The 24505-nt window shown below is 68.3% G+C and carries 23 protein-coding genes; 12 read left to right on the forward strand and 11 right to left on the reverse strand.

Annotation, left to right across the window (positions count from 1 at the left end):
• Positions 1 to 50 precede the first annotated feature (50 nt).
• The 11 genes from kdpB (at position 51) to LGN19_RS21315 (ending at position 12695) form a co-directional block, all read left to right on the forward strand.
• Positions 51 to 2135, forward strand: a complete 2085-nt coding sequence (gene kdpB, locus LGN19_RS21265) for a potassium-transporting ATPase subunit KdpB (RefSeq protein WP_122945925.1) — start codon at positions 51 to 53, stop codon at positions 2133 to 2135.
• Positions 2136 to 2160: 25 nt separating this feature from the next.
• Positions 2161 to 2742, forward strand: a complete 582-nt coding sequence (gene kdpC / locus LGN19_RS21270) for a potassium-transporting ATPase subunit KdpC (RefSeq protein WP_122945924.1) — start codon at positions 2161 to 2163, stop codon at positions 2740 to 2742.
• Positions 2743 to 2906: 164 nt separating this feature from the next.
• Complete coding sequence (locus tag LGN19_RS21275; protein WP_226216971.1) at positions 2907 to 5750, forward strand: DUF4118 domain-containing protein; 2844 nt, start codon at positions 2907 to 2909, stop codon at positions 5748 to 5750.
• Positions 5743 to 6441 carry a two-component system response regulator KdpE gene (kdpE, locus tag LGN19_RS21280; protein WP_122945922.1) on the forward strand — a complete coding sequence of 233 codons (699 nt, stop codon included), beginning with the start codon at positions 5743 to 5745 and terminating at the stop codon, positions 6439 to 6441. Before LGN19_RS21275 ends, kdpE begins: the two co-directional genes overlap by 8 nt.
• 158 nt (positions 6442 to 6599) lie before the next feature.
• Positions 6600 to 6884 (forward strand): DUF333 domain-containing protein, encoded by a 285-nt coding sequence (locus LGN19_RS21285; RefSeq protein WP_043188908.1) that lies wholly within the window; start codon positions 6600 to 6602, stop codon positions 6882 to 6884.
• Between the two features lie 144 nt (positions 6885 to 7028).
• The gene (sugE, locus tag LGN19_RS21290; protein ID WP_122945920.1) at positions 7029 to 7349 is read left to right on the forward strand and encodes a quaternary ammonium compound efflux SMR transporter SugE; all 321 of its coding nucleotides are present in this window, start codon (positions 7029 to 7031) and stop codon (positions 7347 to 7349) included.
• Positions 7350 to 7560: 211 nt separating this feature from the next.
• Positions 7561 to 8178, forward strand: a complete 618-nt coding sequence (locus LGN19_RS21295; protein WP_122945919.1) for a DUF4126 domain-containing protein — start codon at positions 7561 to 7563, stop codon at positions 8176 to 8178.
• Entirely contained in the window at positions 8175 to 10790 is a 2616-nt protein-coding gene (locus tag LGN19_RS21300) for an ABC transporter permease (RefSeq protein WP_226216973.1), read from the forward strand. Before LGN19_RS21295 ends, LGN19_RS21300 begins: the two co-directional genes overlap by 4 nt.
• Positions 10791 to 10833: 43 nt before the next feature.
• On the forward strand, positions 10834 to 11244 hold the full coding sequence (locus LGN19_RS21305; protein WP_226216975.1) for a group II truncated hemoglobin: 411 nt from the start codon (positions 10834 to 10836) through the stop codon (positions 11242 to 11244).
• A 105-nt stretch (positions 11245 to 11349) separates the two neighbouring features.
• Entirely contained in the window at positions 11350 to 12081 is a 732-nt protein-coding gene (locus LGN19_RS21310; protein ID WP_226216977.1) for an alanyl-tRNA editing protein, read from the forward strand.
• Positions 12078 to 12695: a DUF924 family protein gene (locus LGN19_RS21315; RefSeq protein WP_122945916.1), complete on the forward strand. Its 618-nt coding sequence runs from the start codon at positions 12078 to 12080 to the stop codon at positions 12693 to 12695. Before LGN19_RS21310 ends, LGN19_RS21315 begins: the two co-directional genes overlap by 4 nt.
• 164 nt (positions 12696 to 12859) lie before the next feature.
• Here the strand turns inward: LGN19_RS21315 and LGN19_RS21320 are convergent, their stop codons facing one another.
• The 11 genes from LGN19_RS21320 to LGN19_RS21370 all read right to left on the reverse strand — a co-directional run bounded on the left by LGN19_RS21320 (position 12860) and on the right by LGN19_RS21370 (position 22341).
• The gene (locus tag LGN19_RS21320; RefSeq protein WP_226216979.1) at positions 12860 to 14749 is read right to left on the reverse strand and encodes an ArnT family glycosyltransferase; all 1890 of its coding nucleotides are present in this window, start codon (positions 14747 to 14749) and stop codon (positions 12860 to 12862) included.
• A gap of 236 nt (positions 14750 to 14985) precedes the next feature.
• Positions 14986 to 15747 carry an SDR family oxidoreductase gene (locus LGN19_RS21325; protein ID WP_175223063.1) on the reverse strand — a complete coding sequence of 254 codons (762 nt, stop codon included), beginning with the start codon at positions 15745 to 15747 and terminating at the stop codon, positions 14986 to 14988.
• Between the two features lie 22 nt (positions 15748 to 15769).
• The gene (locus tag LGN19_RS21330) at positions 15770 to 16351 is read right to left on the reverse strand and encodes a TIGR00730 family Rossman fold protein (RefSeq protein ID WP_043188888.1); all 582 of its coding nucleotides are present in this window, start codon (positions 16349 to 16351) and stop codon (positions 15770 to 15772) included.
• Entirely contained in the window at positions 16348 to 17091 is a 744-nt protein-coding gene (locus LGN19_RS21335) for a TetR/AcrR family transcriptional regulator (RefSeq protein WP_122945914.1), read from the reverse strand. The genes LGN19_RS21330 and LGN19_RS21335 overlap by 4 nt, the downstream gene beginning before the upstream one ends.
• 205 nt (positions 17092 to 17296) lie before the next feature.
• Complete coding sequence (locus tag LGN19_RS21340; RefSeq protein WP_226216981.1) at positions 17297 to 17833, reverse strand: diacylglycerol kinase; 537 nt, start codon at positions 17831 to 17833, stop codon at positions 17297 to 17299.
• On the reverse strand, positions 17830 to 18864 hold the full coding sequence (locus tag LGN19_RS21345) for a glycosyltransferase family 4 protein (protein ID WP_122945913.1): 1035 nt from the start codon (positions 18862 to 18864) through the stop codon (positions 17830 to 17832). The genes LGN19_RS21340 and LGN19_RS21345 overlap by 4 nt, the downstream gene beginning before the upstream one ends.
• A gap of 29 nt (positions 18865 to 18893) precedes the next feature.
• Entirely contained in the window at positions 18894 to 19832 is a 939-nt protein-coding gene (locus LGN19_RS21350; protein ID WP_122945912.1) for a UDP-2,3-diacylglucosamine diphosphatase, read from the reverse strand.
• A gap of 225 nt (positions 19833 to 20057) precedes the next feature.
• Positions 20058 to 20564: an RDD family protein gene (locus tag LGN19_RS21355; RefSeq protein WP_174961663.1), complete on the reverse strand. Its 507-nt coding sequence runs from the start codon at positions 20562 to 20564 to the stop codon at positions 20058 to 20060.
• Between the two features lie 6 nt (positions 20565 to 20570).
• Positions 20571 to 21329 (reverse strand): DUF3106 domain-containing protein, encoded by a 759-nt coding sequence (locus tag LGN19_RS21360; RefSeq protein ID WP_122945910.1) that lies wholly within the window; start codon positions 21327 to 21329, stop codon positions 20571 to 20573.
• Between the two features lie 26 nt (positions 21330 to 21355).
• Positions 21356 to 21781, reverse strand: coding sequence for a DUF3619 family protein (locus LGN19_RS21365; protein WP_226216982.1), 426 nt, complete (start codon positions 21779 to 21781; stop codon positions 21356 to 21358).
• Complete coding sequence (locus tag LGN19_RS21370) at positions 21778 to 22341, reverse strand: RNA polymerase sigma factor (RefSeq protein ID WP_226216984.1); 564 nt, start codon at positions 22339 to 22341, stop codon at positions 21778 to 21780. Before LGN19_RS21370 ends, LGN19_RS21365 begins: the two co-directional genes overlap by 4 nt.
• Positions 22342 to 22696: 355 nt before the next feature.
• Between LGN19_RS21370 and LGN19_RS21375 the strand changes: the two genes are divergently transcribed.
• The gene (locus tag LGN19_RS21375; protein WP_046544741.1) at positions 22697 to 24460 is read left to right on the forward strand and encodes an acetolactate synthase 3 catalytic subunit; all 1764 of its coding nucleotides are present in this window, start codon (positions 22697 to 22699) and stop codon (positions 24458 to 24460) included.
• Positions 24461 to 24505 lie beyond the last annotated feature (45 nt).

Genomic DNA, 24505 nt, shown 5'->3' on the forward strand with positions numbered 1-24505 from the left:
CGCCCATATGGCGACACATTGAAAAGACTGAAGAGATTGAAGAGATCGCAATGACTCAACATTCCGCAACACGGTCCATGTTCGATCCGGCGCTGCTGCGCCCGGCGATCGTGGACTCGTTCAAGAAACTCACGCCGCGCACGCAGTTCCGCAATCCGGTGATGTTCTGCGTGTACGTCGGCAGCATCCTGACCACGATCCTGTGGATCGCGGCGCTCGCCGGCCAGGCCGAGGCGCCCGCGGGCTTCATCCTCGCGATCGCGCTGTGGCTGTGGTTCACCGTGCTGTTCGCGAACTTCGCCGAAGCGCTCGCCGAAGGACGCTCGAAGGCGCAGGCCGCATCGCTGCGCAGCGCGAAGAAAGACGTGATGGCGAAGAAGCTCAACGAGCCGCATCCGAAGTCGCCGATCCGCGTCACGACCGCGACCGAACTGCGCAAGGGCGACGTCGTGCTCGTCGAAGCGGGCGACGTGATCCCGGCCGACGGCGAGGTGGTCGATGGCGTCGCGTCGGTCGACGAATCGGCGATCACCGGTGAATCCGCGCCGGTGATCCGTGAATCGGGCGGCGACTTCTCGTCGGTGACGGGCGGCACGCGCGTGCTGTCGGACTGGATCGTCGTCAAGGTCACCGCGAACCCCGGCGAGGCGTTCCTCGACCGGATGATCGCGATGGTCGAGGGCGCGAAGCGCAAGAAGACGCCGAACGAGATCGCGCTGACGATCCTGCTCGTCGCGCTGACGATCGTGATGCTGCTCGCGACCGCGACGCTGCTGCCGTTCTCGATGTTCTCGGTGGAAGCGATGAAGGCCGGCCACGTGGTGACGATCACCGCGCTTGTCGCGCTGCTCGTGTGCCTGATTCCGACCACGATCGGCGGGTTGTTGTCCGCGATCGGCGTGGCCGGGATGAGCCGGATGATGCAGGCGAACGTGATCGCGACGTCGGGCCGCGCGGTGGAAGCGGCCGGCGACGTGGACGTGCTGCTGCTCGACAAGACCGGCACGATCACGCTGGGCAACCGCCAGGCATCGACGTTCGTGCCGGCGCCGGGCGTGACCGAGGAAGCGCTGGCCGATGCCGCGCAACTGTCGTCGCTCGCTGACGAAACGCCGGAAGGCCGCAGCATCGTCGTGCTCGCGAAGGAGCGCTTCAACATTCGCCAGCGCGACATGGGGCAGCTGCACGCGACGTTCATCGGCTTTTCCGCGCAGACGCGGATGAGCGGCGTCGACCTGCCGGGCCGCGAGATCCGCAAGGGTGCGGCCGATGCGATCCGCAACTACGTCGAGACGCACGGCAGCCGCTTCCCGGAAGAAGTGCGCCGCGCGGTCGACGAAGTCGCGCGCCGCGGCAGCACGCCGCTCGTCGTGGCCGACCTGCATGAAGGGGCGGCGCGCGTGCTTGGCGTGATCGAGCTGAAGGACATCGTGAAGGGCGGCATCAAGGAGCGCTTCGCGGAACTGCGCAAGATGGGCATCAAGACCGTGATGGTGACGGGCGACAACCGGCTGACGGCCGCGGCGATCGCGGCGGAAGCGGGTGTCGACGATTTCCTCGCGGAAGCGACGCCGGAAACCAAGCTCGCGACGATCCGCGAGCATCAGGCAGCCGGCCGTCTGGTCGCGATGACCGGCGACGGCACGAACGACGCGCCGGCGCTCGCGCAGGCCGACGTGGCCGTGGCGATGAACACCGGCACGCAGGCGGCGAAGGAAGCCGGCAACATGGTCGACCTCGACTCGAACCCGACGAAGCTGATCGAGATCGTCGAGATCGGCAAGCAGATGCTGATGACGCGCGGTTCGCTGACGACGTTCTCGATCGCGAACGACATCGCGAAGTATTTCGCGATCATCCCGGCCGCGTTCGTGACGACGTACCCGCAGCTGCGCGTGCTCGACATCATGCACCTGACGTCGCCGGCGTCCGCGATCCTGTCTGCGGTGATCTTCAACGCACTGATCATCGTCGCGCTGATTCCGCTGGCACTGAAGGGCGTCACGTACCGGCCGCTCGGCGCGGCGTCGCTGCTGCGCCGCAACCTGCTGGTGTACGGCCTCGGCGGCGTGCTGCTGCCGTTCCCGTTCATCAAGCTGATCGACATGACGCTCGCTGCACTCGGCTGGGCCTGAGCCGGCCGTATTTGAAGGAAACATCATGAAAACGTTGATTCGTCCGCTCGTCGTGATCTTTGTCGTGCTGACCGCGGTGACGGGGCTCGCTTACCCGGCCGTGATGACCGTGTTCGGCCAGGCCGTGTTCCCGTCGCAGGCGAATGGCAGCCTGATCGAGAAGGACGGCAAGGCAGTCGGCTCCGCGCTGATCGGCCAGCAGTTCGATGCGCCGAAGTACTTCTGGGGCCGGCTGTCGGCCACGGCGCCGATGCCGTACAACGCGACCGGCTCCGGCGGCTCGAACCTGGGCCCGCTGAACCCGTCGCTCGCCGACCAGGTGAAGGGGCGCATCGCCGCGCTGCGCGACGCGGGCACCGACATGTCGAAGCCCGTGCCGGTCGACCTCGTGACGGCGTCGGCCAGCGGCCTCGATCCGGAGATCACGCCGGCCGCCGCCGCGTACCAGGTCGAGCGCGTCGCGAAGGCGCGCAACCTGGCGCCCGACGCGGTCGCGCAGCTCGTCGCCGCGAACACGAAGGGCCGCCAGTTCGGCGTGCTCGGCGAACCGCGCGTGAACGTGCTGCAGCTGAACCTCGCGCTCGACGCGGCGCAGGCCGCGCACTGAGCACGCGGCCGGGTCGCCGGTGCGACAACAGGCGTCCGGCGCGGCCCGATCCGCGCCGGGCGCGTCTTTTTCCGACGGCGCATGCGCCGTCTTTGCCTTTTGCGGCGATTTGGAACAACAATGCTCGTACTCGCGCGCATCCGGGCGCTCCGCCTTTCTGACGCATGAATCGTCCTGATCCAGACCAACTCCTCGACAAGCTGCAGCGTGACGAAGAAAAGCAGCGGCGCGGCCAGCTCAAGATCTTCTTCGGCGCATCGGCCGGTGTCGGCAAGACCTACGCGATGCTGCAGGCCGCGCGCCAGCGCTTGCAGGAAGGCGTCGACGTCGTCGTCGGCATCGTCGAGACCCACGGGCGCAGCGAAACCGCGGCGCTGCTCGACGGCCTCGACGTGCTGCCGCTCGCGCGCATCGATTATCGCGGCCGCACGCTCGCCGAATTCGATCTCGACGGCGCGCTCGCGCGCCAGCCGCAACTGATCCTCGTCGACGAGCTTGCGCACTCGAACGTGCAGGGCGCACGGCACCTGAAGCGCTGGCAGGATGTGTACGAACTGCTCGACGCGGGCATCGACGTGTATACGACCGTCAACGTCCAGCACCTCGAAAGCCTGAACGACGTGGTCGGCGCGATCACCGGCATCCGCGTGTGGGAGACGGTGCCCGACCGCGTGTTCGACGCGGCCGATGAAGTCACGCTCGTCGACCTGCCGGCCGAGGAACTGCTCGAGCGGATGCGCGACGGCAAGGTCTATCTCGCGCAGCAGGCCGAGCGCGCGGTGCGCAACTTCTTCCGCAAGGGCAACCTGATCGCGCTGCGCGAACTGGCGCTGCGGCGCACGGCCGATCGCGTCGACGCGCAGATGCGCGAATACCGTGCCGACCGCTCGATCCAGCGCATCTGGCAGGCGCGCGAACGGTTGCTCGTGTGCGTCGGTCCCGGCCCCGAGGCGCCGACGCTGGTGCGCGCGGCCGCGCGGCTTGCCGCGAGCCTGAAGGCCGACTGGATCGCCGTTTATGTGGAGACACCGCGCCTGCAGCGGCTGCCCGATGCGCAGCGGCAGCGCACGCTCGACGCGCTGAAGCTCGCGGCCGAGCTTGGCGCGGAAACGGCCACGCTCGCGGGCGCCGACGCGGTCGCTGCGCTGATCGGCTATGCGAAGGTGCGCAACGTGTCGAAGATCGTCGCGGGCGGCTCGCCGAAGGTCGGGCTCGTGCGCCGCCTCGCGCGGCCGTTCGGCGAACAGCTCGCCGAACGCGCGGGCGACGTCGACCTGATGCTGATCCGTGCGTCCGCGAGCGACGAGGCGCGTGCCGCGCCGCTCGACGCGCGTGCGCGCGACTGGCGCGATGCGTTCGCGCAGTTCGGCACGCATCGTTCGCCGCCGCGGCACTACATGTACGCGGCCGCGATCTGCGCGGCGATCACGGTCGTCGCGAGCCTCGTGTCCGAGCGGCTCGACCTGACGAACCTCGTGATGCTGTACCTGCTTGGCGTCGTGTTCTCGGCCGTGCGGCTCGGGCGCGGCCCGGGTGTGCTGCAGTCGTTCCTGTCGGTGGCCGCGTTCGATTACTTCTTCGTGCCGCCGCGCATGTCGTTCTCGGTCAGCGACACGCAATACCTGCTGACCTTCTTCGGGATGCTGCTGACGTCGCTCGTGATCAGCCACCTGACGTCGACGCTGACGCGCCAGGCGAGCGTCGCGCAGCGCCGCGAGCGGCGCACCGGCGCGATCTACGCGATGGCGCGCGAGCTGGGCGCGGCGCTGACGACCGAGCAGATCGTCGAGATCGGCAGCCGTCACGTGGGCGAGGTGTTCCGTGCGCGCGTCGCGTTCCTGCTGCCCGACAGCGTGGACAAGGTGCGGCAGAAGATCGAGGAGCCCGACGCGGCCGTCACGCTGACGGGCGCCGATCTCGACAGCGACGTCGGCCAGTGGGTGTACGACCAGCAGAAGCCGGCCGGCCGCGGCACCGATACCTTGCCGGCGACGGCCGCGCTGTACCTGCCGCTGAAGGCGCCGATGCGCACGCGCGGCGTGCTCGCGGTCGCGTCGCGCGAGCCGCGCGAACTCGAGGTGCCGGAGCAGCAGCGGATGCTCGACGCGTTCGCCGCGCAGATCGCGCTCGCGCTCGAACGCGTGCATTACGTCGAGATCGCGCGCGACGCACTCGTCAACATGGAATCCGAGCGGTTGCGCAACTCGCTGCTGTCGGCGATCTCGCACGACCTGCGCACGCCGCTCACGACGATCGTCGGCTTCTCGTCGATGCTCGCGAACGGGCGGGCGGCCGCGCAGGGCGGCGACGCGGCGGCGGCCGAACGTTTCGCGCAGCGCGAGGGCGAACTCGTCGACGCGATCCATGACGAGGCGCTGCGGATGACGGGCATCGTCACGAACCTGCTCGACATGGCGCGGCTGCAGGCCGGCAGCCTGCAGTTGAAGCGCCAGTGGTCGCTGCTCGAGGAAACCGTCGGCGCCGCACTCGCTGCATGCAGGCGTGTGCTTGCGCGCCATCCCGCGCGCGTCGTGCTGCCGGCCGACCTGCCGCTCCTGCAGATGGACGCGGTGCTGATGGAGCGCCTGTTCACCAACCTGTTCGAGAACGCGGCGAAGTACACGCCGGCCGATACGCCGCTCGACATCGGCGCCGAGCGCATGACCGAAGACGGGTTGCCGTTCGTGCGCGTGCTCGTCGACGATTATGGTCCCGGCCTGCCGGCCGGGATGGAAACGCGGATCTTCGACAAGTTCACGCGCGGCGAGAAGGAATCGGCGACGCCGGGCATCGGCCTCGGCCTCGCGATCTGCCGCGCGATCGTCGAAGCGCACGGCGGTAAAATCGGCGCGCTCAACCGCACGGCACCCGACGGCCACGTGACGGGCGCGCGTTTCTGGTTCACGCTGCCGGTCGAGACGCCGCCGGCCGCGCCTGCCGTACCCGACGACGAACCCGATGTGCCGGGTGCATCGTCCCCATCCGAATCATTGCCAGACCATGAGTGAACCCAGCCTGACCGTCGTCCTGATCGAGGACGAAAAGCAGATCCGCCGTTTCGTGCGCGCCGCGCTCGAGGAGGAGGACATCGCGGTGTTCGAGGCCGAGACGGGCAAGCAGGGGCTGATCGACGCGGCGACGCGCAAGCCCGATCTCGTGATCGTCGACCTCGGCCTGCCCGATACCGACGGCCTCGACGTGATCCGCGAACTGCGCGGCTGGTCCGAGGTGCCGGTGATCGTGCTGTCCGCGCGCACGCAGGAAGAAGAGAAGGTCGCGGCGCTCGACGCGGGCGCCGACGATTACCTGACCAAGCCGTTCGGCGTATCCGAACTGCGTGCGCGGATCCGCGCGCAACTGCGACGGCGCAACCAGGGCGGCGCGAACGAGTCGCCGAAGGTGAGCTTCGGCACCGTGACCGTCGATCTCGCGCTGCGCCAGGTGTGGCGCGACAACGAGATCGTGCACCTGACGCCGCTCGAGTACCGGCTGCTCGCCACGCTCGTGCGGCACGCGGGGCGCGTGCTCACGCACCGGCAGTTGCTGCGCGACGTGTGGGGGCCGTCGCACGTCGAAAGCCACCACTACCTGCGCATCTACATGGCGCACCTGCGCCAGAAGCTCGAGCGGGACCCGGCGCAGCCGGAGTACATCGTCACCGAGACGGGCGTCGGCTACCGGCTGGTCGGGGCCGCGTGACGGGTCGCGCCGCGCCGCAGCGGCGCACTTGCGCGTGACGTCGCGCACCGGCAGGGTTGCGCCGGCGCGACAGTCTCGCGGCCGACGCGCGCGTTGCACACCCGGCGCTCATTCCCCGTTATCCTGACCGTTCCGCGAACGAAAACGAGGAGCGTGCAATGTCCGTCCGTCTGGTCGTCATCTGTGCGCTGGCGCTTGCCGCGTCTGGCGCGTTCGCCCAACCGCTGCCGCCCGGGCAGCAACCGTCGTCGTCCCAGCAGGCGATGGCCAATCCCGCGTCGGTCAATTGCGCCAAGCTCGGCGGCCGTCACACGATCCGCAACCTGTCGAGCGGGCAGGTCGGCATGTGCGTGTTCAAGGATGGCCGCGTGTGCGAGGAGTGGGCGCTGTACCGCGACGACCGCTGCGTCGGCGGCGTCACGCCGAAGCGCGTATCGAACTGACCGGGCCCGGCCGATCGGCCTCCGATCGGCCGCCGGCGCCGCGCCGCGTCCGTAAGCATCTTGTTATACTCGGCGCCGCCCGGGGACGACCCCGGGTCATTCGATTCAACGGGGACGGCCCCATCCGATACGGAGTACGTCGAGATGGCGTGGGGATTGTTGTTCATTGCCGGATTGCTGGAAGTGGCCTGGGCGGCCGGCATGAAATCGTCGGACGGCTTCACGAAGCTCGGTCCGTCGGTGTTTACGATCGTGACGGCGCTGGCCAGCTTCGGGCTGCTCGCGGTTGCGATGCGCCAGTTGCCGCTCGGCACCGCGTACGCGGTGTGGACGGGCATCGGCGCGGTCGGTGCGTTCGTGTTCGGCATCGTGATGATGGGCGAGGCGCTGACCGCCGCGCGCGTCGCGAGCGCTGTGCTGATCGTCGCGGGGCTGATCGGCCTCAAGCTGTCGTCGGCCGCCTGACGACGGCAGCCGGGTGCGCACGCGCCCGGGTGCCGCACCGCGGAATTGCGCCGGTCACCCGGATAGCCTGTCTATAATGGAACGCATTCGGGCCTGAAATCCGTCGTGCTTCTCGCGGCACGCGGTGCCGGCCGCCACGCGCCGCGCGGCCAGTCTGTCCGACCCGATCCGATCAATCGGCAAAGCGCACGGAAAGTGCAAGGAGAGGGCCATGATCGAAGCCATTTCGCTCGGCGCGGGGCTCGCGTGGGCGAGCGGCCTGCGCCTGTACCTGACGGTGCTGATCGCCGGCGTGCTGGCGCGGTTCGGCTGGCTTCATTTGCCCGACACGCTGGCCGTCCTGATGTCGCCGTGGGTCATCGGCGCCGCGGCCGTGCTCACCGTCACCGAATTCCTTGCCGACAAGATCCCCGCGTTCGACTCGCTGTGGGATGCCGTGCATACCTTCATCCGCATCCCGGCCGGTGCCGTGCTCGCAGCCGGCGCGCTTGGCCATGCCGATCCGACCGTGCTCGCGGTCGCGGGGCTCGCCGGCGGCTCGCTGGCTGGCGCCGCGCACGTGGCGAAGGCCGGCACGCGCGCGATGATCAACCTGTCTCCCGAACCGATTTCGAACTGGATCGCATCATCGACCGAGGACGGCCTCGTGGTCGGCGGGCTCGTACTTGCATTCTTCGTTCCGCTCGCGTTCCTCGTGCTGCTCACCGCGTTCATCGCGGCGTCGGCATGGGCGCTCCCGCGCCTGTGGCGCGGCGTCTCGGGTGGCTTTCGCGGCATGGCGAACCACATGGTGTCGCGGCTCAACTCGATCGGGGGAAAGCACGATTGAAAGGGCGGCAACACGCGGCGCAGCCGCCTGCCGGGCAACCCGGCCATGACGTGTCCGCGTATGCCGGCCGCTTCGGCCTGCGCGACCTGATTCACCAGGCCGCACGCATGACGGCGCGTGACTGGCGCGCGGGCGAGCTGACGCTGCTCGTCCTCGCATTGGTGCTCGCGGTCGCGGCGCTGACGAGCGTCGGCTTCCTCGCCGACCGGCTGCGCCAGGGGCTCGAGCGCGACGCGCGCCAGATGCTCGGCGCCGATTTCGTCGTGCGGGCCGATCGCCCCGTCGATCCGTCGTTCGACCGGCAGGCCCGCGCGCTCGGCCTGCGTACCGCGACGACCGCCATCTTCCCGAGCATGATCGCGTCCGCCACGGGCGGACAGGCGACCGACGCGGCGCCCTCACGCCTCGCGGCTGTGAAGGCGGTGTCGCCCGGTTATCCGCTGCGCGGCGCGGTCGAGATCCTGCCGGCCGGTGCCGCCACGGCGCAGAAGGCCGCCGGGATTCCGGCGCCCGGCACCGTGTGGGCCGATCCGGCGCTGCTCGACGCGCTGCACCTGAAGGCCGGCGATACGGTGCGCGTCGGGCTGCGCACGTTCAAGGTCGCCGCATCGATCTCCCGCGAACTCGATCGCGGTTTTTCGTTCGTCAATTTTTCGCCGCGGCTGATGATGCGCGCGGACGAGCTCGCCGCGACGGGGCTCACGGGCTACGGCAGCCGCGTCACGTACCGGCTGCTGGTCGCCGGCGACCCGCAGGCCGTCGCGCGCTTCGAAGCGTATGCGCACGACCGCGTGGATGGCGGGAAACTGCGCGGCGTCGGTCTCGAGTCATTGCAGGAAGGCCAGCCCCAGGTGCGGCAGACGCTGGATCGCGCGCGCCACTTCCTGACGCTCGTCGCGCTGCTCACTGCGCTGCTCGCGGCGGTCGCGATCGCGATGGCCGCGCAGCGCTACATGCGGCGGCACCTCGACGGCTGCGCGACGATGCGCTGCCTCGGTGTGAGCCGCCGCACGCTCGGTGCGCTGTTCGCGCTCGAATTCGCCGGCATCGGGATCGTGTCCGGCGCGGCAGGCGCGGTGCTCGGCTACGGCGGCCACTGGGCGTTGCTGGCCGCGCTCGGCAGTCTGATCGACGTCGCGTTGCCGCCACCCACGCTGTGGCCGGCGCTGATCGGCATGGGCGCGGCGCTGGTGCTGCTGCTCGGCTTTGCACTGCCGCCGCTCGTGCCGCTCACGCGGGTGCCGCCGGTGCGCGTGCTGCGACGCGAGTGGGGTGACGCTTCGCGCACCGCGTGGGCCGCGTATGCGATCGGTGTCGTGCTGTTCGCGGGGCTGCTGATCGTGGCCGCCGGCAACCTGAAGCTCGGGCTGATCGTCGCGGGCGGTTTCGCCGGCGCGCTGGTCGGCTTCGCGCTGATCGCGCGGCTCGTGCTGTTCGCCGCCGCGCGCGCGGTGCGCAACGCGCGTGTGGCCGCGGGCGTCGGCTGGCGCTACGCGCTCGCGTCGCTACACCGGCGCGGCACGGCCAGCGCGCTGCAGATCACCGCGCTGGCGCTCGGCCTGATGTGCCTGCTGCTGATCGCGATCACGCGCAACGATCTGGTCGCGGGCTGGCGGCAGTCGACGCCGCCCGATGCGCCGAACCAGTTCCTGATCGACATCCAGCCCGACCAGCGCGCTGACGTCGCGGCCTATCTGGCCGCGCACGGCGTTCGTGATGCGGTGCCCGCGCCGATGGTGCGCGGCCGCCTCGTCGCGATCAACGGCAAGCCGGTGAATCCGGACGCGTACCCGTCCGACGAGGCGCGCCGGCTCGTCGACCGCGAGTTCAACCTGTCGTATACGACCGAGCTGCCGTCCGACAACCGGATCGTCGAAGGTGACTGGTTCGGCACCGCGGCCACGCCGCAGATCTCGATCGAGGCCGGGCTCGCGAAGACCTTGAACGTGAAGCCGGGCGACGTGCTGCGCTTCGACGTGACGGGGCTCACGGTCGACGCGCCGATCACGAGCGTGCGCAAGCTCGACTGGGGCTCGTTTCGCGTCAATTTCTTCGTGCTGATGCCGCCGCCGGCGCTGAAGGACTTCCCGGCCGTGTACCTGACGAGCTTCCATTTGCCGGCCTCGGAAGCCGCGCTGCTCGATCCGCTGATCGCGCGCTACCCGAACCTGACCGCGATCGACGTCGCGCCGATCCTCGCGCAGTTGCAGCGGATGATGCTGCAGGTGGTCGGCGCGGTGCAGTTCCTGTTCATGTTCACGCTGGCGGCCGGCGTGCTCGTGCTGTACACGGCGCTTGCCGGCACGCGCGACGAGCGGGTGCGCGAGGCCGCGCTGCTGCGCGCGCTCGGCGCGTCGCGCGGGCAGGTCAATGCGGTGCAGCGCGCCGAGTTCGTCGTGGTCGGCGCGCTGGCCGGTGCGCTGGCCTCGGCGGGTGCGATCGCGGTCGGCTGGGTGCTTGCGTCGCGCGTGTTCGACTTCCGGCTCGCCGTCGATCCGTGGCTCGTGCCGGCCGGCATCGCGGCCGGCGTCGTGTGCGCCGGTGCGGCCGGCTGGCTGAGCCTGCATAATGTGCTGCGGCGCCCCGCGCTGCAGTCGCTGCGCGACGCATGAGCGTCGCCGGCACCCTTGAAGATCCCGTTTTCCGACTATCCGTATGACCGATGTGAATGATGATGCGCCGTCGCAACCGACGGCGTTCGAGCTCGTGGGCGGCGAAACCCGCGTGCGCGAAATGGTGGACCGCTTTTACGACCTGATGGAGCTCGAGCCCGAGTTCGCGCAGATTCGCGCGCTGCACCCGGCGTCGCTCGACGGGTCGCGCGACAAGCTGTTCTGGTTCCTGTGCGGCTGGATGGGCGGCCCCGATCACTACATCAGCCGGTTCGGCCACCCGCGGCTGCGCGCGCGGCACCTGCCGTTTCCGATCGCGTCGGTCGAGCGCGACCAGTGGCTGCGCTGCATGGCCTGGGCGATGGACGACATCGGACTGCCCGAGCCGTTGCGCGAGCGGCTCATGCACTCGTTCTACGACACGGCCGACTGGATGCGCAACCGGCCCGGTTGATCGACCGGTACGCCGCCGTCCGCGCGCGGGACGATCTGCGTCTGGGCGCGCGCGCCGCGCGGCGCGACACTGGCCGCTTCCCCCAATCGATACGAGGCTCGCCCGATGACGACACAAGCGCTGTTTCGCGAAGACGCGTACCTCACGCAATGCGACGCGGTCGTTCTGGCCGTCGGCGACGACGGCATCCGGCTCGATCGCACCGTGTTCTATCCGCTCGGCGGCGGCCAGGCCGGCGACACCGGCACGCTGACGCTACCCGACGGCAGCACGATCGCGATTGCCGATACGCGCAAGGCCAAGTTCGACGGCGCGACGCCCGACGATGCCGTGCACGTGCCCGCCTCGGGGCAGGAGGCGCACGTCGCGGCGCTCGCGCCCGGCATGCGCGTGGTCGCGGAGATCGACTGGCTGCGCCGCTACCGCCACATGCGCCTGCATACGGCCGCGCACCTGATGTGCGCGGTGCTGCCGTACGCGGTCGACGGCTGCAGCGTGACGGCCGACTACGTGCGGCTCGATTTCGCGACGTCCGATGCGATCGACCGCGACGATGTCGAGCGACGCCTCGCCGGGCTGGTGGTCGGCGCGCACCCGGTCACGACCGAATGGATCACCGACGACGAGATGGCCGAGCGGCCGGAACTCGTGCGCACGATGAGCGTGAAGCCGCCGATGGGCCTCGGCCGCGTGCGGCTGTTGCGCATCGAGGAGGTCGACCTGCAGCCGTGCGGCGGCACGCACGTGCGCAACACGTCCGAAATCGGCGAGCTGCGTGTCGCGAAACTGGAAAAGAAGAGCGCGCGCACCCGGCGCCTCGTACTGGAGTTTGCATGACGATCGATACCACCCACGCGGGCGCGACGGCGCTCGATCCGCAAGCGCGGGAGATTCTGGATTTCTGGTTCGGCGAGCCGGGCTCGGCCGAATTCGGGCAGGCCCGCAAGGTCTGGTTCAACGGTGGCGCGGCGTTCGACGACGTGCTGCGCACGCGTTACGGCGCATTGCTCGATGCCGCGTGCGACGGCGCATGCGATCGCTGGGCAGGCTCGCCGTCGGGGGCGCTTGCGTTGATCGTCGTGCTCGACCAGTTCTCGCGCAACATCCATCGCGGCACGCCACGCGCGTTCGCCGCCGATCCGAAGGCGCTCGCACTCGCGCGCCGCATGGTCGCGGCTGGCTGGGACGCGCAGTTGCCGAGCGGACATCACCGTGCGTTTGCGTATCTGCCGTTCGAGCACGACGAGTCGGTCGACAGCCAGAGCGAGGCCGTGCGCCTGTGCGCGGGCATTCGCGACGAGGCAGGGTGCGAGAGCTATCACCGCTTCGCGTTGCTGCACGCGGCCGTCGTCGAGCGCTTCGGCCGCTTTCCGCACCGGAACGCGATTCTCGGTCGGGCCTCGAGCGACGAGGAGACGGCGTTTCTTCGCGAGCCCGGTTCCTCGTTCTGAAGATCCGGGCCGGCGGCGTGACGCGGGGGAGGGAGCGAACCCGCGGATTCGCGGGTGCCGTGGAAACCGGCTGGCGGCGGGCGCGCACCGCGCTCAGGCAGCTGTGCTCAACCTTCGCCAAGGTATCTGAACCAGCACGAGACGGCGCGCCGCGCCGTCGTGCTTCACTGCAGGTGCTGTTCGGGCGTGCGCACGTAGACGCGCAGCAGTTCCGCGGAGTCGCCCGGGCGGGCGCCGGACCAGAACGGTTTCCACTCGCTGCCGGGTGCCGGACCGATGGTCTGCTTGCCCTGGACGATCATCCACGTGCAGCGGGCAGCCTGCGCATCGTCGATCGGCGTGTGCTGGATCCCGGAGAAGTAGTACAGCATCGGTGCTTCCGACTCGCCGAGACCGACGCTTGCCATGCAGTCGCCGTCGTTCCATTCGAGTGCGAGATGCGCGTTCAGGTCGTCGAACACCGAGCGATAGCTTTTCGCGACGTCAAGCCACGGCAGCAGCAGCGTATAGACGAGCCCCCACGCGACGAGCGCGCCGGCCCCCCACGACAGCGCGCCGCGCCACCGACCGGTCATGCGCAGCTTCGGCAGCAGCGTCAACCAGCCGACCGTCAGCACGAGCGCGCCGAACACGAGCGCGGGTTCGATCGGCATCGTCCAGTCGAGCGGCAGCCAGCGGCCGAGCGGCGCGAGATAGGCGTGCGATGCAGCCGGATCGGCCATCACCGCCCAGATCGCCCAGGCGAGCACGGTGACCGAGCCGAACAGGGCGCGGCTCAGGTAATCCCATGCGAGATGCAGCCGGCGCGGCAGGCGTTCGATCGCCTGCGCGGCGACCAGCGCGAGCGGCGCGAAGAACGGCAGGATGTAGAGCTGGCGCGACGTCGCGGACACTTGTAGCACCGCGAGCCCGACGCTGGCGAACAGCACCGGCAGCGCGATCGCCGGCGTGCGCCACTCGCGCCAGGCCCCGCGTGCGAGCGCGACGATCGCGAGCGGCGCGACCGGGAAGCCGACGCTCAGGAACGAACGGACGATGAAGAGCGGCTTGTCGTTTTCCGCGCCGAGTTCGGGCACCGAGAAGCCGAAGAACCGGCCGACGTTGTTGTCCCAGAACCACGTCATGAACAGCGTCTCGGAGCGCAGGAACAGCGCGGTCGGCCAGACCAGCGCGAACGGCGCGAATACGAGCGCGGCAACGCCGAGCGCGCGTGCGAACGAGCGGGTGCGGCAGGCCGGGTAGATCACGAGTGCGGCCGTGAGCGTGGCCGCGAATACGAGCGGCACGAACAGTCCCTTCGCCATGAAGGCGATGCCGACGCCCGCGCCGAAGAGCGGCGCGGCCCAGCGGCCCGACGGCCGGGCCGGCAGCCCGTGCCGCATCTGCTGCGCGCGCGCGACATGCTGCATCACGAGTTCGAGCAGCCCGCAGAAGCCGATTGCGGTACCGGCGAACAGTGCGGTGTCGGTCATCATGTCGTGCACGTGCTTGATGACGACGAGCGTGCCCGCGCTCAACACGGCGGGACCGATCACGCGCAGGTCGAACCAGGAGTCCGCGCGGCTGGCGACGCGCGCGGCGCGCGCGATGAAGCCGAAGGCGAGGGCGGCGAACAGTGCGCTTGCGAGCCGCGCCGCGTCGTGCAGCGGCATCACGCGCTGCAGCAGCCAGGCGAGGCTGGTCGCGACCCACGCGTAAATCGGCGGCTTTTCCATGAACGGCAGGCCGGCATTGGTCGGCACGACGAAGTCGCCGGTCTCGAGCATGTGCTGGATGATGCCGAACGTGTAGGTTTCGTCCTGCTTCCACGGATCGTGACCGAGCACGCCCGGCAGTGTGTACGCGCAGATCAGCGCGGCGACGAGCAGCCACGCGCGCCAGCCGGCCAGGAGCGAACGTTCGCGCGTGGCGCTGGTTGCGGCGGTCGAGGCGGCGATCGGCGTGCCGGCGGCGTCGAGCGTTGCAGTGAGATCGGCGTCGGCGGACGAGCGGGTGTGCGGGGCCGGAGCGGGCACAGACGTGCGTCGCCGGCTGGGCGCTGCGGTTCCAGGCATGGAAGGAATCTCGGGTCGAGTCGAGCCGGTCCGGCGACATGGGCTGGACCGATTAGGGCCACATCAAGGGGTAACGGACAGGTGTTAGGTGTTGATGACACCTGTCTCAATATCCGCTAGTAGACCACGGAATTGTTACGGAGGTTTACCGGTCGTGTCACGGAATTGTGGAGATTTGTGGTGTCGTGACGACGGATTGTTTCGGGTGGCGGCTTTTGATGCCCCGCCGTGCGGAATTACCGGCCGCCGCCGACGTCGAGCAGGGCGCCCGTCGTGTAAGACGCCGCGTCGCCAAGCAGCCAGACGATCGCTTCGGCGATCTCCTGCGCTTCACCCGCGCGGCCGAGCGGCGTCGTTGCGCCGAGGCGGGCCGCACGGCCCGGCTGGCCGCCGCTCGCGTGGATTTCGGTCTCGATCAGGCCGGGGCGTACCGCGTTGACGCGCACGCCGTGCGGGCCGAGTTCCTTCGCCAGACCGATCGTCAGCGAGTCGACCGCGCCTTTCGACCCCGCATAGTCGACATATTCGTTCGGCGAGCCGAGCCGGGAGGCGATCGACGATACGTTGACGATCGCGCCCCCGCGGCCGCCACGGTCGGTGGACAGCCGGCGCGCGGCTTCGCGTGCGCAGAGGTACGTGCCGAGCACGTTGGTGTCGAACATCCGCCGCAGCCGGTCGGCCGGCATGTCGGCGAGCGGCATCGACGGCGCGACGATGCCCGCGTTGTTGACGAGCGCGTCGAAGCGTCCGAATGCGGACGTGACGGTGTCGAACATCGCGACGACGTCGGCTTCGTTTGCGACGTCGCCCGCGACGACGCACGCACGGCCACCCGCGTCTCGGACGGCCTGCGCGGTGAGTTCGGCCGCCGCGGCGTCGCGCGCGTAATTGATGCCGACGTCCCAGCCGCGCTCGGCCGCGAGCACGGCGGTCGCGCGGCCGATGCCACGGCTTGCGCCGGTGATGAGGACGGCCTTGCGGTCGGACGGTGCGGTCATCGTGTGCGGGTTCCGGTGACGGTTACTTGGCCGCGTCGGGTGCCCACTTGTCGCGGGCGGGCGGCTGGTAGCGACGCAGTCGCTCGATCAGTTCGACGGGTTCCGATTCGACGCACAGTGCGTCGAAATAGGCCGGGCGCATGAAGCCCTCGTCGACCGTATGGCGCAGCAGCGCGATCAGCGGATCGTAGAACGAATCGATGTTGTAGAGCGCGACGGGCTTGCGGTGATAGCCGAGCTGCGCCCACGTGTAGACCTCGAAGAGCTCTTCGAGCGTGCCGGCGCCGCCGGGCATCGCGACGAACGCGTCCGAGAGGTCGGCCATCATTTTCTTGCGGTGGTGCATGTCGGGCACGACGTGCAGTTCCGACAGCCCCGTATGGCCAACTTCCTTGTCGACGAGCAGTTCGGGGATCACGCCGACTGCACGGCCGCCGGCCGCCATCACTTCGTCGGCGATCACGCCCATCAGGCCGACCCGGCCGCCGCCGTAGACGAGCGTGAGGCCCGCGTCGACGAGCGCGCGTCCGAAGGCACGCGCGGCGTCGGCATAGACGGGCCGCACGCCGGACGACGAGCCGCAGTAAACGCAGACAGCCTTCATTGCTTGGAATCCTTGGCGGGGGCATGCCCGCCGGCGGCGCGCGGCGAACCGTCGCGCGGCGGCAGGTAGTCGGTGAACTGGCGCTTCGGCAGCTTGCCGGAGACCAGGTCGTCGAACAGCTGGCGCGATCGGCCGCGCAGGTACGGCGCCATCACGGAGATCACGTGCATGCTGACCTGGTGCAGTTCCTCGCGGATCGCGTCCTGGTCGTTGTACTTGCGCGGATGCATCACGTACTGATACGACAGCCAGTACGTCGAAATGACGGCCATGTTGGTGGCGATGACTTCGATCTCGGTGGGCGTCGCGACCATCTCGGCGTCGGACACGAGCAGCTCGCACATGTCGTGCGCGAAGCGCACCTTGTGGCTGATGATCTGCTTGAAGTGCGTCTCGAGCGTGCGGTTGCGGGCGAGCAGGTCGTTGAGGTCGCGATACAGGAACCGGTAGGTCCACATGAAATCGGCCATGTACTGCAGGTACGACCAGGTTTCGTCGATGGTCGGACGATGATCTTCTGGAAAGCGCAGCCGCCGTTCGATCTGCTGCTCGAACTGCGCGAAGATGCTGTTGATGATGTCGTCCTTGTTGCGGAAATGGTAGTACAGGTTGCCTGGACTGATTTCCATTTCCTCGGCGATCGTCGTGGTGGTGACGTTCGGCTCGCCGATCTCGTTGAAGAGTTTCAACGACAACTCGAGAATCCGTTCGCGGGTGCGGCGGGGAGGTTTCGCTTCCATGTCGTCCGGCCCTGTGTGTGCCGGACTGGCGGGCGCTGCAATCGATGCTGCGTGATTCGTCCGGCGCGGGTTGCTGTTCTATGTCTAGCGGACGATTATAAACCGGGGTTTCGCCACATCGGGGCATTTCGTATTCATCGCCCCGCGCGGCGCATGGTGCAGCGCCGCACGCGGGCGCTGCGCCGTGGGCCCGCAGGACAGCCGTCTAGAAGCCGAGCCAGCGTGCGACGACCGGGCCGAGCACGAAGCCCCAGGTCGTCACGCACGCGAACAGCGCGACCGTCACGGCGGCGCTGCCGAGGTCCTTCGCGCGCTTGGAGAGTTCGTGGCGCTCGAGCGAGATGCGATCGATCGCGGCCTCGACGCTCGAGTTCAGCAGCTCGACGATCAGCACCAGCAGTACCGACGCGATCAGCAGCGCGCGCGAGGCGGCCGGCACCGGCGCGAACGCGCCGATCGGGAGCATCAGCGCGGCGAGCGTGAGCTCCTGGCGAAATGCGCTCTCCTCGCGGATCGCGACGCGAAAGCCGTTCAGCGAATGCTTGAGGGCGTACCAGGCGCGCGTGATGCCGCGGTGGCGCTTGTACGGGTTCGGCGGCAGCGGCGTCAGTTGATCGTCGGGGCCGAGCGGTTCGTGCGCGTGCACGTCCGCGTCGGCGTGCGGCTCGTCCTCGTCGAACGGGCGGTGCCGTTGCGGCGTGGCGTCGGGGGGCGGGGTCTTGTCGTTCAGGTCTCGTTTCAAACGGCGGCACCTTCGGCTGGCGAGTACGCGGTCTTCGGCAGCGGCTTCAGATGCGACGCGAACTGTTCGGATGCCGCGCGCCACGAGAAGCGTTCGGCCCACGCGCGCGCAGTCGTGCGTTCGATCTTCAGCGCCTCGAGGCAGGCTTCCTGCAGGTCCTCGTGCATCGCGCCGGCGTCGCTTTCGCCGAGCACGTCGATCGGGCCCGTCACGGGATAGGCGGCCACCGGCGTGCCGCAGGCGAGCGCCTCGAGCAGCACGAGGCCGAACGTGTCGGTGCGACTCGGGAACACGAACACGTCGGCCGCAGCATACACCTTCGCGAGTTCGGCCTGTGACAGCACGCCGAGATAGTTCACTTCCGGATAGCGCGACTTCAGCTCCGCGAGCGCGGGGCCTTCGCCCGCGACCCACTTCGAGCCGGGCAGGTCGAGGCGCAGGAACGCCTCGACGTTCTTCTCGATCGCCACGCGGCCCACGTACAGGAAGATCGGCCGTGCGGTATTGAGCACCTTCGATTCCATCGGCCGGAACACGTCGAGATCGACACCGCGGGTCCACAGCACGACGTTCGTGAAGCCGAACTTCTCGAGGTCCTGCTTGACGACCGGCGTCGGCGCCATCACCGCGAGCGACGGGCCGTGGAACCAGTGCAGGAAGCGGTAGGTCGCGGCGAGCGGGATGCCGAAGCGCGCCTGCACGTATTCCGGGAAGCGCGTGTGGTACGCGGTCGTGTACGGCAGCTTGCGCGCACGCGCATAGCGCCGCGCGGCGAGGCCGAGCGGGCCTTCGGTCGCGATGTGCAGCGCGTCGGGTGCGAACGCATCGATCCGCGCGCGCAGCTTGCGGTACGGCAGGATCGACAGGCGGATCTCGGGGTAGGTCGGGCAGGGCACCGTGCGGAATTCCAGCGGCGTCAGCAGTTCGACGCGGTGGCCGAGCGCGGTGAGTTCGCGCGACGTGCTCTTCAGCGTGCGCACGACGCCGTTGACCTGCGGTTCCCACGCGTCGGTGACGATCATGATCTTCATCGCGGCTTTGTCCTGTAAGTAGGGGTGTGTCAGGCAGTGGCCTTGGCCTTGCGCGACGTGGTCTCCGACGGTGCGGCACGCATCACCGTCCAGTAGACGATCTTCAGTTCGCCTTCCATCGTCTCGACGAGCGCGGACAGGCTTTCGACCCAGTCACCGTCGTTGCAGTACAGCACGCCGTCGATGTCACGGATCTCCGCCTTGTGGATGTGACCGCACACGACGCCGTCGCAGCCGCGGCGACGCGCCTCGTCGGTCATCACGGTCTCGAACTGCGAGATGAAGTTGACGGCGTTCTTGACCTGGTGCTTCAGGTACTGCGACAGCGACCAGTACTGGAAGCCGAGCCGGCTGCGGATCCGGTTGAACCAGCGGTTCAGCACGAGGATCAGCGTGTAGAGCGTGTCGCCGAGATACGCGAGCCATTTCGCGTGCTGGATCACGCCGTCGAACAGGTCGCCGTGCACGATCCACAAACGTTTGCCCGCGAGCGTCGTGTGGAACGCCTCGCCGCGCACCTGGATGTCGCCGAACGCGAGGTCGCAGAACTGCCGGGCCCCCTCGTCGTGGTTGCCGGGGATGTAGACGACCTGCGTGCCCTTGCGCGCCTTGCGCAGGATTTTCTGCACGACGTCGTTGTGCGCCTGCGGCCAGTACCAGCCCTTCTTCAGCTGCCAGCCGTCGATGATGTCGCCGACGAGGTACAGGTACTCCGAATCGTTGTGGCGCAGGAAGTCGAGCAGGTACGGCGCCTGGCAGCCGCTCGAGCCGAGGTGGATGTCGGACAGCCAGATGGTCCGGTAGCGATGGGTAGACGAATCGGGATCGTCATGCTGCGTAGCGTGCCCGGCAGGTGGGTCTTGCGACACCAGCCCGTCGGTTGCGGCAGAACCGGACAGGAAAGCTGTGGCGGCGCGGGCGCCGATGGGGTGACGGAACAGGGAGGTCGCGGACGTTTTCTGGCCCATGCATGACTCGCGCCGGTTGACATTACCGGCATTCCGCCATGCGGGCGTGACTGTGCCGTGACAGTCACGAGACGTTCTTATTACGACCGCTGCAGGGTGTTTAGCAGTGAATGACGGGACGTTGCGTAACCTGCCGTACGGAACGTCCGGCCGTTGTCCGGCAAGGCTGTCGGGGCGGGTGGGCGTTGCCCCGGCGAGATGCTTTGGTCTGGTGAATGTGGCGCGTCAGCGTGGCATCGCGACGACGCGCGTGCGTGCGATCCGGTCGTGCGGAAACTGGCGGTCGGCATGCAGCCGGGCGGCGCCGGCCCACGCGACGATCCACGCCGCAGTGAGCGCGAGCGTGACGGGCACCGACAGGCCAAGGAGCGGATGCAGCGCGAGCGGCGGCAGGAACCACAGCCAGCCGAGCGCATAGCGGACGAGCGCGTGGCTCGCGCTCAGCGGCCGGCCGCTCGATGATTCGAGCCGCAGCCGCCAGGTTTTCATCGGCAGCGTCTGGCCGCCGTGCGTCCAGAACCAGACGAAGTACGCACCGACCACGAGCGCGATCCAGGCGGCGAGCAGGTTGTGATGGACGAGGCCGTTGCGCTGCTGCGTCGCGAGGCTGAACGCAAGCCCGGCGAAGAACACCACGCCGAACAGCAGCACGCCTTCGTAGAGCAGCGCGGCGAGACGCCGCCGCACGGACGGCGCGGCGGCCGGGGTTTCGGGGGCGCGGGCGTTCGCCACGGGCGCTCAGGAGCCCTTGAACAGCGAGGGTGCGTCAGCGGGCGATACTGGCGCCACGGCAGCCGGTGCGGATGCGGCGCCGGCCGTCGACGAGGCGGGCACCGGCGGCGCGACGGCGGCCGAGACGGGCGCCGGTGCGGTGGCTGCGCCGCTTGCTGCGTGTTCGTGCGAATTGACGAGGCGGCGGACGTCACGGTCGGCGACGGTCGGCGGTGCGCTGACGACGCTTGGCCGGCGGCGGCGCTCGGCGGCCGCGAGACGTTCCTTCTGCTCTTCGGGGAGTTGCTGATACGCCTTCCAGGCGCGCTCGCGTGCCTGCGCGGAAAGCTCCTTCGCGCTCTGGTAGTTCTCGCGCGCGACGCGGCGCTGCTCGGGCGTCATCCGCGCCCATTCGGTCATCCGGTCCTGCAGGCGCTTTTGATCATCGGGCGTCAACTTCGCGAAACGCGATGCGATCTTCAGCCATTTGCGCTTGCGGGCATCGCTGAAGCCGTCCCACTGGTCGGCGAACGGCGCGAGTGCCGCGTGCTGTGCCGGTGTGAGTCGGGCCCAGGACAGCGGGCCGGTAGCGGCCGGCAACGGCAGGGGCAGCGGGGTGAGTTCGGTGGTCAGCCCGGTCGCGGCCGACGCGGGCGCGGCAGGGCTGCTGGTCGCGGCGGCAGGCGTCGCGGGGGCCGGGTGGAATCGTGGGTACGTGGCGACGTAGGAAACGGCGATCGCGATTACGCATCCGAAAAATACGGCCAGGCCGCGCTTCTGACTCACCCGTACGATCCCCTCGTTATTGTCTGTTAGTGAGCGCGCGACAGATACGCGTTGAACCCGTGGTCGAGATACGCGTTGAGCGGCAGGTCGTCGCTGAGCATCGCCGCGTCGATGTCGGCGAGTTCGGCGGTGCGCTGCATGTCTTCCCAGTAGGCGATGCCGACCAGCCCCGCGAGCAGCAGCGCCAGCGGCCACGCGCGCAGCAGGCGGCGCGCGAGCGACGCCTGCGGGCGGCTCGCGGGCGCCGTGCCGTACGCACCGGCCGCGCCGGCGAAGGCCGGCACGAACACCGGCACGGTCGCGGCTTCGGGCTTCTTGCGCGCGAGCGCGGCCCGGCGGGCGACGGCCAGACGGTCGGTGGTCGCGGCAGGCAGGTCGGCCGCGCGCTCGTCAAGCGCGCGGCGCACCTTCAACGCGAATTCGTGTTCTCGATTTGCGGGAGCGAAGCTCATAGCGTGATTCCTTTGGCCTTGAGCGCGTGCGCCAGGGTATGGGTGGCTCGCGAGCAGTGCGTTTTCACGCTGCCCTCGGAGCACCCCATTGCGGCGGCAGTCTCGGCGACATCCATATCTTCCCAATAACGCATCAGGAACGCTTCCCGTTGACGCGCTGGAAGTTTCTGGATTTCTTCGTCGATCAGGGCCAGAACCTGCTCTCGTTCGAGGCGGTGCTCGCTGCTTTCGACGCCCGCGTTGTCGTTCGCGGATTCGAGTGTTTCGAGCGGGTCGAAGTCGTCGTCGTCGGTGTTGTTCAGCGACGAGAAGAGCGTGACCCACGTGTTGCGGACTTTCTGCCGGCGGAACCAGTCGTGGATCGTGTTCTGCAGGATCCGCTGAAAAAGCAGCGGCAATTCGGCCGCCGGCCGGTCGCCGTACTTCTCCGCAAGCTTGATCATCGCGTCCTGCACGATGTCGAGCGACGCATCGTCGTCACGCACGGCGTACGCAGCCTGCTTGAACGCGCGCCTTTCGACGCCCGCCAGAAAGTCGGCGAGTTCCTTGTCTGATGCCATTCCGTGAAGGTATGCGCTGCGGGCCGCTGCGTGGTGTAAAAGGTCGAAAAATTTCGTAAAACCCGCGGATGCTATCAAATTTTCGTGCCGCTTGGCACCGGGTTGGGCGCCGCACGTTGCGCGCGAGCCGCGGCGGCGGGGTGCCGGGCGGTGCCCATGATGCGCTGCGGGATATTTTGCTTGACGACCCAATCGCGACCCGCTATCGTCAATGATTCGCAACATGAAGTGATGGTCTCATTTGAGGCTGGCCCAAGAAGCCTGCCCTTCAAACTGGACGCGCCGCTTGAACCCGAGCCACAAGCCCGGCAGAGAGCACCCGATCAATTTTTTGCCGAAAATTCGAAAGGTCAAAATGAACATGCCCAGCGCGGAATTCTCCACGTCGGAACCCCTTTCCCCTCCCGATAGCGACTCCATCGGCGGTACCGTGCTCATGAAGGCACTGGCCGATGAAAACGTCGAATTCATCTGGGGCTACCCCGGCGGCTCGGTACTCTACATCTACGACGAGCTTTACAAGCAGGACAAGATTCAGCACGTGCTGGTGCGCCACGAACAGGCGGCCGTGCACGCAGCCGATGCGTATGCGCGTTCCACCGGCAATGTCGGCGTCTGTCTCGTGACGTCGGGCCCCGGTGTCACCAACGCGGTGACCGGCATCGCCACGGCGTACATGGATTCGATCCCGATGGTCGTGATCAGCGGCCAGGTGCCCACGGCCGCGATCGGCCAGGATGCCTTCCAGGAGTGCGACACCGTCGGCATCACGCGTCCGTGCGTGAAGCACAACTTCCTCGTGAAGGACGTGCGCGACCTCGCGGAAACCGTCAAGAAGGCGTTTTATATCGCCCGCACCGGCCGTCCGGGCCCGGTGCTGATCGACATCCCGAAAGACATCTCGAAGACGCCGTGCGAGTACGAGCCCGTCAAGAGCGTGTCGCTGCGTTCGTACAATCCCGTCACGAAAGGCCATTCGGGTCAGATCCGCAAGGCCGTGTCGCTGCTGCTGACGGCGAAGCGTCCGTACATCTACACGGGTGGCGGCATCATTCTCGCCGACGCGTCGCGAGAACTGAACCAGTTCGCGGATCTCCTCGGCTACCCGGTCACGAACACGCTGATGGGCCTCGGCGGCTATCGCGCGTCGGACAAGAAATTCCTCGGCATGCTCGGCATGCACGGCACCTACGAAGCGAACATGGCGATGCAGCACTGCGACGTGCTGATCGCGATCGGTGCCCGCTTCGACGACCGCGTGATCGGCGATCCGGCGCACTTCGCGTCGCGTCCGCGCAAGATCATCCACATCGACATCGACCCGTCGTCGATCTCGAAGCGTGTGAAGGTCGACATCCCGATCGTCGGCGACGTGAAGGAAGTGCTGAAGGAGCTGATCGAGCAGCTGCAGACGGCCGAGCATGGCCCCGACACCGAGGCGCTCGCGCAGTGGTGGAAGGACATCGAGGGCTGGCGCTCGAAGGACTGCCTGAAATACGACCGCGAAAGCGAGATCATCAAGCCGCAGTACGTGGTGGAGAAGGCGTGGGAGCTGACGGACGGCAATGCGTTCGTGTGCTCGGACGTCGGCCAGCACCAGATGTGGGCGGCGCAGTTCTACCGTTTCAACAAGCCGCGTCGCTGGATCAACTCCGGCGGCCTCGGCACGATGGGCTTCGGCCTGCCGGCAGCGATGGGTGTCAAGATGGCGCACCCGGACGACGACGTGCTGTGCATCACGGGCGAAGGCTCGATCCAGATGTGCATCCAGGAACTGTCGACCTGCCTGCAGTACGACACGCCCGTGAAGATCATTTCGCTGAACAACCGCTATCTCGGCATGGTTCGCCAGTGGCAGCAGATCGAATACAGCAAGCGCTATTCGCATTCGTACATGGATGCGCTGCCTGATTTCGTGAAGCTCGCCGAGGCATACGGCCATGTCGGCATGCGGATCGAAAAGACCTCGGATGTGGAGCCGGCGCTGAAGGAAGCGCTGCGCCTGAAAGACCGCACCGTGTTTCTCGACTTCCAGACCGATCCGACAGAAAACGTCTGGCCGATGGTACAGGCCGGCAAGGGCATCACCGAGATGCTGCTCGGATCGGAAGATCTGTAACGGCGCGACGCGCGCCCGGCCCCTGCGGCCCGCCTTCACGAAGGG

Source organism: Burkholderia sp. AU30198 (assembly GCF_020419825.1).
Classification (GTDB): Bacteria; Pseudomonadota; Gammaproteobacteria; order Burkholderiales; family Burkholderiaceae; genus Burkholderia.